The sequence below is a fragment of the Rhodococcus sp. SB1D genome, from assembly GCF_048573875.1.
Classification (GTDB): domain Bacteria; phylum Actinomycetota; class Actinomycetes; order Mycobacteriales; family Mycobacteriaceae; genus Rhodococcus_F; species Rhodococcus_F qingshengii.
On sequence record NZ_JBMAIQ010000017.1, the window covers coordinates 14,555 to 26,685 of the forward strand.

The 12,131-nt window shown below is 63.0% G+C and carries 10 protein-coding genes; 4 read left to right on the top strand and 6 right to left on the bottom strand.

From position 1 onward, the window contains the following. Nucleotides 1-61: 61 nt before the first annotated feature. Entirely contained in the window at nucleotides 62-880 is an 819-nt protein-coding gene (locus ACN50D_RS28015) for an HAD-IB family hydrolase (RefSeq protein WP_003946123.1), read from the top strand. Nucleotides 881-1,271: 391 nt separating this feature from the next. Here the strand turns inward: ACN50D_RS28015 and ACN50D_RS28020 are convergent, their stop codons facing one another. The 5 genes from ACN50D_RS28020 to ACN50D_RS28040 form a co-directional block, all read right to left on the bottom strand. After that, entirely contained in the window at nucleotides 1,272-2,021 is a 750-nt protein-coding gene (locus ACN50D_RS28020) for a hypothetical protein (protein WP_020905979.1), read from the bottom strand. A gap of 56 nt (nucleotides 2,022-2,077) precedes the next feature. Then, nucleotides 2,078-3,802 (bottom strand): dipeptide ABC transporter ATP-binding protein, encoded by a 1,725-nt coding sequence (locus tag ACN50D_RS28025; RefSeq protein ID WP_143173114.1) that lies wholly within the window; start codon nucleotides 3,800-3,802, stop codon nucleotides 2,078-2,080. Nucleotides 3,803-3,807: 5 nt separating this feature from the next. Then, nucleotides 3,808-4,764 (bottom strand): ABC transporter permease, encoded by a 957-nt coding sequence (locus ACN50D_RS28030; RefSeq protein WP_019746638.1) that lies wholly within the window; start codon nucleotides 4,762-4,764, stop codon nucleotides 3,808-3,810. Continuing rightward, entirely contained in the window at nucleotides 4,757-5,683 is a 927-nt protein-coding gene (locus tag ACN50D_RS28035) for an ABC transporter permease (RefSeq protein ID WP_019746637.1), read from the bottom strand. The genes ACN50D_RS28030 and ACN50D_RS28035 overlap by 8 nt, the downstream gene beginning before the upstream one ends. Before the next feature lie 125 nt (nucleotides 5,684-5,808). Next, nucleotides 5,809-7,425 carry a peptide ABC transporter substrate-binding protein gene (locus ACN50D_RS28040; RefSeq protein WP_007732431.1) on the bottom strand — a complete coding sequence of 539 codons (1,617 nt, stop codon included), beginning with the start codon at nucleotides 7,423-7,425 and terminating at the stop codon, nucleotides 5,809-5,811. Between the two features lie 364 nt (nucleotides 7,426-7,789). Here ACN50D_RS28040 and acs point away from each other — a divergent pair, with 364 nt between their 5' ends. Beyond that, nucleotides 7,790-9,721, top strand: a complete 1,932-nt coding sequence (acs, locus tag ACN50D_RS28045) for an acetate--CoA ligase (protein ID WP_007732429.1) — start codon at nucleotides 7,790-7,792, stop codon at nucleotides 9,719-9,721. A 37-nt stretch (nucleotides 9,722-9,758) separates the two neighbouring features. Here the strand turns inward: acs and ACN50D_RS28050 are convergent, their stop codons facing one another. Continuing rightward, nucleotides 9,759-10,184: a MarR family transcriptional regulator gene (locus tag ACN50D_RS28050; protein ID WP_042446697.1), complete on the bottom strand. Its 426-nt coding sequence runs from the start codon at nucleotides 10,182-10,184 to the stop codon at nucleotides 9,759-9,761. A 107-nt stretch (nucleotides 10,185-10,291) separates the two neighbouring features. Between ACN50D_RS28050 and ACN50D_RS28055 the strand changes: the two genes are divergently transcribed. Continuing rightward, nucleotides 10,292-11,371, top strand: a complete 1,080-nt coding sequence (locus ACN50D_RS28055) for a substrate-binding domain-containing protein (protein ID WP_065455129.1) — start codon at nucleotides 10,292-10,294, stop codon at nucleotides 11,369-11,371. A 122-nt stretch (nucleotides 11,372-11,493) separates the two neighbouring features. After that, nucleotides 11,494-12,114 carry an AmiS/UreI family transporter gene (locus tag ACN50D_RS28060; RefSeq protein WP_042922853.1) on the top strand — a complete coding sequence of 207 codons (621 nt, stop codon included), beginning with the start codon at nucleotides 11,494-11,496 and terminating at the stop codon, nucleotides 12,112-12,114. Nucleotides 12,115-12,131 lie beyond the last annotated feature (17 nt).

Below are 12,131 nucleotides of genomic sequence, written 5' to 3' on the forward strand. Positions count from 1 at the left end.
CGCCGAAAGAGGACGCTTGCCGAAGAGCACACGAACCGCCTGTCGGACTATCCTCAATCCTGTGACCGACAAGCCTGCGAACGGACTGAATACCGGGCGGACAGCCGCTTTCTTCGATTTGGACAAAACGATCATCGCGAAGTCGAGCACCCTGGCGTTCAGCAAGCCATTCTTCGCACAGGGTCTGATCAATCGACGCTCGGTTCTCAAGAGCAGCTATGCGCAATTCCTGTTTCTACTGTCCGGCGCCGATCACGATCAGATGGAGCGCATGCGCGAGCATCTGACGGCGATGTGTGCGGGCTGGGACGTGGAACAGGTGAAGGCCGTCGTCGCGGAGACTCTGCACGACATCGTCGATCCACTCGTCTTCGCCGAGGCGGCCGATCTGATCGCAGATCACAAGCTGCGTGGACACGACGTCATCGTCGTGTCTGCTTCGGGTGAAGAGATCGTCGCACCGATCGCCCGCGCCCTCGGCGCCACCCATTCCGTCGCGACGTCGATGAGGGAGGAAGACGGCCACTACACCGGCGAGGTGGACTTCTACTGCTACGGCCCCGGCAAGGTCGAAGCCATGGAAAAACTCGCCGCGGAGTACGGTTACGACCTCGCCGCCAGTTACGCCTACTCCGACTCGGTGACGGATTTACCCATGCTCGAGGCTGTCGGACATCCGACCGCAGTCAACCCCGATCGAGCGTTGCGCAAGGAAGCGGCCGTAAACGGTTGGCCCATACTGACTTTCTCGAATCCGGTCTCACTTCGTGCCCGATTGTCGGCCCAGTCCACGACCACGGTGGCTACTACCGCTGCGGTGGGAATCGCAGCTCTGGTGGCCGGCGCCATGACCTTCGGGCTACTGCGCCGGAAACGCTGAAATCCAAGGCCCACAAACAAAAATTGGTACTTGCTGTGAGCCCGGACACAGGGTACAAAGGAGTTACGGAAGAACGGAAGGCCAGGAACGGCTCGGAAGAGAAGGACCGTTTCCCCAACCGAAATTCCTAGCACGGGCACTAGGGCACCCACGCGGAGCACAAGCCACTATAAGGGCGGAAGCGTTGTGGGCCTGCGAGATTCGTTCAATTTGAGCGAGGACCCCGCACAGGTTGCGGGGACGACCTCAGAAAGTGCGATCCCTCGCCGAGGCCACCCACACAACCCACCGAGCACGCTTGGTAACGAGTAGTCCGTGCTGACGGGCGGCGAAGTCGATTTATCGGCAGCGCCGCCCGTTCGTTATGTTCCGGCAGGGGCAATTTGCCGGACTATCCGGTAGCAGCGTCGGCAATCGAAGTCGCCTCTCGCGCACCGGCTTCGAGAGCACCACAGCACAGAATCACCCAGCTGCCGACGCCCGCCGGATTTCCCGAAGCGAATCCTGCCGCGCCGTCCGTGTACGCCTGTGGCCGCCGAAGCCAACTGACCTCGGGGACCCCGAGATTGTGCGGATCCAGCCCCGACGAGACCGCAACCAGACGCGAGGCCGCGCGGGCGACGATGCCGTCAGCGGTGCCGAACGGGCTCAGCGCCAAGAGTTCTCCGTGTACGACGGCCGCCAGAACAGGTGCCGGTGCACTGGTTCCGCCTGTAACGAGTTGGGCGAGAGCGTCCAACCGCTCCCCCACTCCGCGATCCGACCGTGGCCGCCCCAGTTGATCTGCGTCCTCGACGAGATCCGCCGCGGCCAACAGGTGCAGCCGGGCCAGAGCCTGAAGTGGGGCTCGCTTCCACGTCGACTCCATGAGCGGAAGGCTGTCGCCGTCGAGAGCCTGAGCCACGCGCAGAGCACCCGCGAGAATCGGATCACCGGCCATGCCCTCGGCCGGCAATTCGGTGGTGCCACCGGCCAGCGATGCAGAAGCGCGCGCAGCGCGAACCGCGGCTTCGGCGGCAGTGGTGGGCCAACCGCGACGGTTGGTCTTGTGCCGATGAACCTCACCCAGAGCATCGCGCGCATGATCGGCGGCGGCGCGTACGCCTGGAAGATCGACGAGGGGCTGCAAGGGGTCCGTCACGATCAACGACGGTACCCTTGCAGCCCCTCTGCGGACTTGCCTACCTACCTGTTGCGTCAGCTTCCCAGCTTGATGGACCCACCGGGAATCGCGTCGAGCAACTTGCGGGTGTAGTCCTGCTGCGGATTGCCGAACACGTCGTCGATCGGTGCCGATTCGACGATCGAGCCACGCGACATCACCAACACGTTGTCCGCGATCTGACGAACCACGGCCAGGTCGTGCGTGATGAAGAGATACGTCAACCCGAACTCTGCCTGCAGGTCGTTCAGCAGGGTCAAGATCTGATCCTGCACGAGCACGTCGAGAGCGGAGACCGCCTCGTCGCAGATCACGACCTCCGGTTGCAAGGCCAGTGCTCGCGCGATCGCGACGCGCTGACGCTGTCCACCGGAGAGTTCGTTCGGGAACCGACGCATGACCGACTGCGGTAGACCCACCTTGTCGAGAAGTTCGCGGACGCGAGCCTCACGCTCGGCTTTGGTCCCGACCTTGTGGGTACGCAGCGGCTCCTCGATCGTGCGGTAGATCGAGTACATCGGGTCGAGTGTGCCGTAGGGGTTCTGGAAGATCGGCTGCACTCGTCGACGGAACGCAAATGTTTCCTTCGCACCGAGTTTCGCCACGTCCTGACCGTCGAAGACCACGTTGCCTGCAGTGGGCTCGAGCAGACCGAGGACCATCTGTGCGACCGTCGACTTACCGGAACCCGATTCGCCGACGATTGCAGTCGTGGTTCCGCGGCGGACCTTGAAGGACACGTCGTTCACGGCTGTGAAGTCGGTGGTCTTGCGGAAACCCTTGCGCAGCTTGAACACCTTGGTCAGATGATCGACGACAAGAACGTCGTCGGTCACCTTGCCGAAGGACTCTGCCGCACTTTCCTCGGCCTTGACCGCTTCGGCGACCTCTTCCGCCTGTTCGCGAATCTCGGCGCGCGCCACCGACGAGCTGAGCCGCTTCGACGCCAACGACGGCGCAGCCGCGACCAGCTTCTGCGTGTACGGATGCTGCGGGCGCTTCAGAATCTCCAGTGCCGGACCGGATTCGACGATACGACCCTTGCTCATCACGATCAGATGCTCGGCGCGCTCGGCGGCCAGGCCAAGATCGTGAGTGATGAGCAGAACGGCGGTGCCGAGTTCCGTAGTCAGACCGTCGAGGTGGTCGAGGATCTGACGCTGGACGGTGACGTCGAGCGCCGACGTCGGCTCGTCCGCGATCAGGAGCTTCGGACGAGCGGACAACCCGATCGCGATGAGTGCGCGCTGACGCATACCGCCCGAGAACTCGTGCGGGTACTGCCCCAACCGGCTCTCGGCTTCGGCGAGGCCGGCCTCCTCGAGCAGTTCGGCGGCCCGAACCTTGGCTGCCTTGCCCTTGGCAATTCCGTTGGCGGCCAGTGCTTCCTCGATCTGGAAGCCCACTTTCCACACGGGATTCAGATTCGACATCGGGTCCTGCGGAACCAAACCGATCTGGCTTCCCCGGATGTGGACGAAGTCCTTCTCCGAGACCTTCGAGATGTCCTTGCCGTCGAAGATGATCTCGCCTGCCGTCACCTTGCCGGTGCCGGGAAGCAGATTGATGATCGAGTGGGCGGTGGTGGACTTACCCGAACCCGATTCGCCGACGATCGCGACCGTCTGACCCGGGTAGACGGTCAGGCTGACGCCTCGAACTGCCGGAACCGGACCGGAATTGGACTGGAAAGACACCTCGAGATCACGAATCTCGAGCAACGGAGTTTCCTCCGAGGTGAGAGTTTCCTTGGTGGTCATCGTGCTCACCGCTTCCGCGACTTGGGATCGAGGGCGTCGCGCAGAGCGTCACCCATCATGATGAATCCGAGAACGGTGATCGCCAAAGCCGTTGCCGGGTAGAACAGAATGGTCGAACCCTGACGCAGCGTCACCTGAGCGTTGCTGATGTCGCCGCCCCACGAAACCTCGGTGGACGGAAGACCGATACCGAGGAAGGACAGCGTCGCCTCGGCAACGATGTACGTACCGAGCGAGATGGTGGCGACCACGATGATGGGCGCCAACGAGTTCGGGATGACGTGGCGGATCAGTGTCTTGAGCTTCGAGACACCCAACGCTTCCGAAGCCATGACGTAGTCGTTGTTCTTCGCCGAGATCACCGCGCCTCGAGCGATTCTTGCCATCTGCGGCCAGCCGAACAGTGCCAGGACGCCGACGACGGTCCAGATGGTGCGATCGGTGAACAGCTGCATCAGGACGATGGCAGCCAGGATCAGCGGGATGCCGAAGAAGATGTCGGCGACACGGGAGAGGATCGAATCGGTCCATCCGCCGTAGAAACCGGACAGCGCACCGAAGATCACGCCGATCACCAGCACCGACGCCGTGACGCCGACGCCCACGAGTACGGATGCGCGAGCACCGTAGATGGTGCGCGAGTACACGTCACAGCCCTGGCGGTCGAAACCGAACCAGTGCCCTGAGGTCGGCCCCTGCATGCTGTAGGTCAGGTCGCAGAACCGCGGATCGGTGCTCGTGAACAAGCTCGGAAACGCTGCGATGACGATGACCGCGAGGATGATGATCGTCGAGATGATGAACAGGGGGCGCTTGCGTAGGTCGCGCCACGCATCGGTCCACATGCTGGTCGGCGCCTGATCGAGTTTGACGGCGTCCGTCTCCCCCGGTGCCGCAACTTCGGGCGGTGCCACGAAATGACTTTGCCGGACTGCGCGTCCGGTCTTCACGGTCTCAGACATAGCGGATCCTCGGATCGAGCGCGGCGTACAAGAGGTCGACGAGCAGATTCGCGATCAGGTAGATCACGATCAGGATGGTGACGAACGAAACCACCGTCGGCGCTTCACCTCTGGTCACGGCCTGGTAGATCGTGCCGCCGACGCCGTTGATGTTGAAGATGCCCTCGGTGACGATGGCGCCGCCCATCAACGTTGCGAGGTCGGCGCCCAGGAACGTGACCACGGGGATCAGCGAGTTGCGCAACACGTGCACGCGAACCACTCGTCCACGGGAAAGTCCCTTGGCGGTAGCGGTGCGGACGTAATCGGCAGTCAGATTCTCCGCCACGGACGTTCGGGTCAGTCGCAGGACGTAGGCGAACGAGACCGAACCAAGAACCAGGGCAGGGAGCAGGAGATTGGTGAAGCTGGTGTTGCCACCGACCGTCGGCGGGACGATGCCCCATTTGACGCCGATGAAGAACTGAGCCAGGAAGCCGATCACGAAGATCGGGATGGCGATGAGAACGAGGCTGAACAGCAGGACGGTGCTGTCGAAGAATCCGCCCTTACGCAGGCCGGCGATGAGGCCGAAGCCGACACCGAAGACGGTCTCGACGATCAGTGCCATGAAGGCGAGTTTCATCGTGATCGGAAATGCCTGTGCCAGAACTTCACTGACAGGTCGTCCGGAGAACGACGTGCCGAAGTCCAGCGTGAAGATGCCCTTCAGGTACAGCAGGTACTGCTGATAGAAGGGGAGATCGAGGTGGTAGCGCTCCCGAAGCTGTGCTGCCACAGCCGGACTGAGCGCCTTGTCGCCCGCCAACGCGGCAATCGGATCACCGGGAAGCAGGAAGACCATGGCGTAGATCAGAAGAGTGGCCCCGAGAAAAACCGGGATCATTTGAAGCACTCGGCGACCGATGTACCAGAGCATCGGATCACCTCCTTGTCGATGATCGTGTACGTCAGCGGACAGTCCGGTGTGAACACGAGTTCGGGACGGCAGGCAGGGCGCCTGCCGCCCCGAACTCACGTTTCAGATGCGGATCGTTCTACGCGTCAGTTCTTTTCGATGTCTTCGTAGACCGGAACACCGTTCCAGCTGATGGTCACGTTGGAAACGTTCTCCGACCATCCACTGGCAGCGTTGCGGTACCACGTCGGAACTGCGGGCAGGTCCTTGAGCAGGACTTCCTGGGCCTGATCGAGCAGTTCCTGAGCCTTCGCCTGATCGGTCTGGCCGGCCGATTCGCGCAGGAGGCGGTCGAACTCGGGGTTGGAGTACTCACCGTCGTTGGAGCTGCCGCCGGTCTGGTAGTTCTGCGCCAGGAAGCCGTACTGCTGCGGGTAGTCGCCCTGCCAACCGGAGCGGAAAGAGCTCTGGATGGTGCGGTCGGTGGCTTCGGTGCGGATCTGAGCGAAGGTGGCGTACTGCTTGCCCTTTGCGTCGATACCGAGGGTGTTGCGGATGCTGTTCGCCGTGGCATCGACCCATTCCTGGTGTCCGCCGTCGGAGTTGTAGGCGATCTCGAAGCTGCCGGACCACGGTGCGATGGCGTCGGCCTTGGCCCAAGCGGCCTTGGCGGCCTCGGGATCGAACTTCACGTTGCTGTTACCGGTCAGCGAGTCGTTCCAGCCCTTGATTGCGGGGCTGGTGAAGTCGAGTGCAGGCGTCCTGGTCTTGTTGAAGATCTGCTGGGTGATCTGATCGCGGTTGATCGCCATCGAGATCGCCTGACGGCGGAGCATGCCCTCTTCGCCGCTGAAGTGCGGCAGGCGACCCGGGATCGTGAACGTCTCGATGGTTGCCGACGGCTGGTTGACGGTGCGTCCGGGCAGGTCCGACTCGAAGGTCGTGACGGCGCTCGGCGGAACCTGGTCGAGAACGTCGACGTTGTTGGCCAGGAGATCGGTGTACGCCGTGTCGAGGCTGTTGTACATGATGAAGTCGACGCCGGCGTTCTTCGGCTTACGGTTGCCGTTGTAGTCCGGGTTCACGACGGTGTCGATGCGGACGTTGTGCTGCCACGCGCCGGTTCCGTCGAGCTTGTACGGGCCGTTGCCGATCGGGTTCTCACCGAAGGCGGTCATGTCCTTGAACGCGACCTCGGGCAGCGGGTAGTACGCCGTGAAGCCGAGGCGATCGGGGAACGCCGACTCGGGCTGCTTGAGTTCGATGGTGAAGGTGGAGTCGTCCACAACCTTCAGACCCGACATGGTCTGTGCCGTCGGAACCTCGGCGGCAACTTCGTCGTAGCCCTTGATCGGATCGAAGAACGATGCCTGAAGCTGAGCGTTGGTGGAGAGGGCGCCGTAGTTCCACGCGTCGACGAACGACTTCGCGGTGACGGGGGTGCCGTCCGTGAAGGTCCAACCGTCCTTGAGCTTGACGGTGAAGTTCTGACCGTCGGTGCTCTCGATGGACTCGGCAACCTCGTTCTCCGTACCGCCGTCTGCGGTGTACGAAACGAGACCGGAGAACAGCGAGTCGAGGACGCGGCCGCCCATGTTCTCACTCGTGTTCGTGGGGATCAACGGGTTCTGAGGCTCGCCCGCCCAGGCGTTGACGACGCCACTGGACGATCCGCCCGACGAATCGCCGGACGAACATGCCGTGATCAGCACTGCCGTCATTCCGAGCGCGACCGCGCCCGTCGCTATGCGTGAGATACGCAAAGGAATTCCTTCCACATCTAAGTGACCCCGAGCATGCTCGCGGCCTGCCGACAGCCGTAACTGCCGGCGTCGTGTCGCCTACAACTGAAAGTGAACGTGACTTCGAGTTGTGGTCGAATAATGGTTTGACAATAGACACATCCGACGCGGGGCGCGCATCGCACCCATTGTCCGCAATTCCGAGGGAAATCTGTCCGCGCCCATTCACTCGTCGGCGGAAGCGACCACCCGTCGCATCAATTCGACCGATCGTCGCAGGACAACGGGTTGCAACGTGATGCAACGGTGCGTTTACGCGAGCTTGTGACTACCCTCACACGGAGTCAGAAAAGTGTCGATCAAAGTGGAAAGAAGGCCGTCAGCCATGACAAGCGCAGCCGAAACAGACGTCCCCCAGGCATATCCGCCGAGCGCAGAGTTCGCTGCGGCCGCCAACGCGGGACCGGAGTTGCAGGCTGCCGCAGATACCGACCGCCTCGCTTTCTGGGCGAATCAGGCTGAGCGCCTTCACTGGCACGAGAAATGGACCGACGTCCTCGACTGGACCGACGCCCCCGTCGCCAAGTGGTTCGTCGGCGGAAAACTCAACGTCGCCTACAACTGCGTCGACCGCCACGTCCTCGCCGGCAACGGCGACCGCGTCGCCATCCACTTCGAAGGCGAACCAGGCGATTCCCGCGACCTGACCTACAACGACCTCCTCGCCGAAGTCAGCCGCGCCGCAAACACTTTCACCGACCTCGGCCTCGTCGCCGGTGACCGCGTCGCGATCTACATGCCGATGATCCCCGAAGCGATCGTCACCATGCTCGCCTGCGCCCGCCTCGGCCTGACCCACTCGGTCGTCTTCGCCGGATTCTCCGCCACCGCCCTACGCTCGCGCATCGACGACGCCCAAGCCAAACTCGTCGTCACCGTCGACGGGCAGTGGCGACGCGGCGCAGCAGCACCCATCAAAACAGCGGTCGACGAATCCGTCGCCGGCGCCGAATCCGTCCAGAACGTGTTGGTGGTCAACCGGACCGGCATCGACGTCGACTGGACCGACGGCCGCGACCTGTGGTGGCACGAAACCGTCGCACAGGCCTCACCCGAGCACGAGGCGCAGGCCTTCGACGCCGAACATCCCCTGTTCATTCTCTACACCTCCGGCACCACCGGAAAGCCCAAGGGCATCATCCACACCTCCGGCGGCTACCTCACCCAGGCCTCGTACACCCACCACAACGTCTTCGATCACAAAGCGGGACAAGACGTCTACTGGTGCACCGCCGACATCGGCTGGGTCACCGGACACTCCTACATCGTCTACGGACCCCTCTCGAACGGCGTCACCCAGGTCGTCTACGAAGGCACCCCCAACTCCCCGAACGAGCACCGCCACTTCGACATCATCGAGAAGTACGGCGTCTCCATCTACTACACCGCACCCACCCTCGTGCGCACGTTCATGAAGTGGGGCCGCGAGATCCCCGACGCCCACGACCTGTCCTCGATCCGCCTCCTCGGATCTGTGGGCGAGCCCATCAACCCCGAAGCGTGGCGCTGGTTCCGAGAGGTCATCGGCGGCAACAAAGCCCCCATCGTCGACACCTGGTGGCAGACCGAGACCGGCGCGATCATGATCTCCCCGCTGCCCGGTATCACCGCCACCAAGCCCGGATCCGCGATGGCACCGCTGCCGGGGATTTCCGCGAAGATCGTCGACGACGACGCCAAGCCCCTCGGCCCCGGCGGCAACGGTTACCTCGTCCTCGACGAGCCGTGGCCGGCGATGCTCCGCGGCATCTGGGGCGACATGGACCGCTACCGCGACACCTACTGGTCCCGCTACGCCGAAGAAGGCTGGTACTTCGCCGGTGACGGCGCCAAGTACGACGACGACGGCGCACTCTGGGTCCTCGGCCGCGTCGACGACGTCATGAACGTCTCCGGTCACCGCATCTCCACCTCCGAAGTGGAATCAGCACTGGTGAACCATCACGGAGTCGCCGAAGCCGCCGTCGTCGGTGCCGCCGACGAGACCACCGGACAGGGCATCGTCGCGTTCGTCATCCTCCGTGAAGGCGTCGAGAACACCGGCGACGTCCTCATCGCCGAACTCAAGGCTCAGGTCTCCACCGACATCAGCCCCATCGCCAAACCGCGTCAGATCACGATCGTGCCGGAACTGCCGAAGACCCGGTCCGGCAAGATCATGCGCCGCCTCCTGCGCGACGTCGCCGAAGGCCGCGACCTCGGAGACACCTCGACCCTGGTCGACCCCAAGGTATTCGACGCCATCCGCGGCAAGTAGGGCCTTCGGCCCCTGTGCGCCTTTTTGGTAGTCCCCACTACCGGAAAGGCACACAGGGGCGAAGCCCCTCTCGCAACTTCACTTCCTCTTTCGACGTCAGCCAGGACTCCTCGGCTACCCGGATGTCTGCGGCAACCCTCTTGTGCAAGGACTTTCCGCGCGAGGAGAGAAACACGCGTACCTTCCGACGGTCGTCCTCCCCGACTTCGCGGTAGATGAGCGCGAGCGAGACCAACTTGTCCGCAACTCGCGTCAGCGTCGGAGCCGGTGTTCCCGTTCGATCGCGCAGCTCAGCCATCGTCAGCCCCTCGGTCGACGCCAGGGCTTCGAGCGTCATCCAGTGATCAAGAGTGAGATTCTCTGCCGCCAGCGCCTTCTCCGCCGCTGCCGCGGCCATTCGAGCTGCTCGGACCAGCGCAGTCGTCAGCGACGCATCAAGAATTCCGGAGTCACTTTTTCCCACTGATCGCTCCCCCGCTGTTGCGCAGTTCACACTTCTCGGGCAATACTTTCAAATGAAATGATAGTAACCCAGGCCAGGCCGCTGACTCCCGATTCCGGCGGCGACGCATGAGCGCTACCGGCGCGCTCGAACGCGCGCGCAGCGCGGTGTGGCGCCTGGGCATGGTGCTTCCCCTTCAGGGGCCGGCCGGACTGTTCGGCCCCTCCTGCGAAGCAATCAGCGAATTGGCCGCCCGCGACCTCAACAACTCCGGTGGCGTACTGGGACGCGAAGTCCAGATCGAAGTGATCGACGGCGGCGCGACGCCGAGTGCCGTCGCCGCCCGCGTGCAACAACTACTCGACGCCGGCGACATCGACGCCGTCAGCGGTTGGCACATCTCCTCGGTGCGCCATGCGCTTGCGCCCGTGGTCGCGGACCGCATTCCGTACTCGTACACCTCGCTCTACGAGGGCGGCGAGGTCAGATCCGGCATCTACTGCTCCGGCGAAACACCACGGCAGCAGATCGCGCCGGCGCTGAAGTGGCTGCGCGACAACGTCGGAGCGCGTAAGTGGTTTGTCGTCGGGGACGACTACATCTGGCCACACAGCTCTCTCGGAGCCGTGAGGCAATTCGCCACCGAACTCGATCTCAGCCTTGTCGGCGGTTCGTTTGTCGACCTGGGGCGCGGCAACATGAAACAACTGGTCGAGACCGTCTCGAACTCCGGTTGCGACGGCGTGATCATGCTCCTCGTCGGCCAGGACGCCGTCGATTTCAACCGCGCCTTCGCCCGCCGCGGCCTCGACGAGTCGATGATCCGATTCAGCCCGTTGATGGAAGAGAACATGCTGCTCGCGAGCGGGCCGAGGGCAACCCGCAACCTGTTTGCCTCCGCCGCGTACTTCCGTTCGATGGTCGACGGCAACTCCATGGATCTTCTCGGGCGCTACGTTGCACTGCACGGCGCGCACGCTCCGGCGCTGAACAATGCCGCCGAATCGTGTTACGAAGGGATACATACCCTTTCAGCCCTGGTTCGACGCGCCGACAGCACACATCCGCGTGACCTGGACGCCGTCGTCGAGGGTGCCGCGTACGACGGGCCTCGCGGAACCGTCGAGTTTCGTGATCGTGTTGCACGGCAGAAGATTCAGCTCGCCGTCGCCGACGGACTCGACTTCTCGATCATCGCAACGCTCTGAGATTTTCCCTGAGATCTCCCTCTTGACTTCTGTGGCGCGCATCACTTAGTTTCATTTGGAATCATTTCATTTGAAAGTAACCCGTCCCGAAGTAACCGTCCCGAAGTAACCGGAGGTGCCCGATGGGCAGTGTTGGTTTGCTTTACGTGGGAGCCGTCCTCTTCGTCAACGGACTGATGCTGCTCGGCACAGTTCCCGTTCGATCCGCCTCGGTCCTCAACCTCTTCGTCGGCGCACTTCAATGCGTCGTCCCCACCGTCATGTTGATTCAGGCTCAGGGAGATTCGAGTGCCGTCCTGGCGGCCTCAGGGCTCTATCTGTTCGGATTCACCTATCTCTACGTGGGTATCAGCAATCTCGCCGGCTTCGAGGCGGAAGGAATCGGGTGGTTCTCGCTGTTCGTCGCGTGCGCCGCGCTCGTGTACTCCTTCCTCTCTTTCACAGTGAGCAACGACCCCGTCTTCGGGGTCATCTGGCTCGCATGGGCAGCGCTGTGGACGCTGTTCTTCCTGGTACTCGGGCTCGGCCGCGAGAATCTCAGTCGCTTCACCGGCTGGGCAGCGGTCCTTCTGAGCCAGCCCACGTGCACGGTCCCCGCATTTCTGATCCTGACCGACAACTTCCACACCACACCCGCCGTCGCGGCCGGTTGGGCCGGAGCGCTTCTGGTTCTCCTGGGCCTGGCCAAGATCCTCGCTGCACCCAAAACCGCAGTACCCCAATCCCGTCCAGTCTTCAACTGATCGACACAACCAAGGAG

Excerpts from the sequence above, each read along its gene's own strand:
- ACN50D_RS28025 (WP_143173114.1), bottom strand. The coding sequence starts at position 3,802 with ATGACCACCAAGGAAACTCTCACCTCGGAGGAAACTCCGTTGCTCGAG.
- ACN50D_RS28035 (WP_019746637.1), bottom strand. The coding sequence starts at position 5,683 with ATGCTCTGGTACATCGGTCGCCGAGTGCTTCAAATGATCCCGGTTTTT.
- ACN50D_RS28055 (WP_065455129.1), top strand. The coding sequence starts at position 10,292 with ATGAGCGCTACCGGCGCGCTCGAACGCGCGCGCAGCGCGGTGTGGCGC.
- ACN50D_RS28030 (WP_019746638.1), bottom strand. The coding sequence starts at position 4,764 with ATGTCTGAGACCGTGAAGACCGGACGCGCAGTCCGGCAAAGTCATTTC.
- acs (WP_007732429.1), top strand. The coding sequence starts at position 7,790 with ATGACAAGCGCAGCCGAAACAGACGTCCCCCAGGCATATCCGCCGAGC.
- ACN50D_RS28060 (WP_042922853.1), top strand. The coding sequence starts at position 11,494 with ATGGGCAGTGTTGGTTTGCTTTACGTGGGAGCCGTCCTCTTCGTCAAC.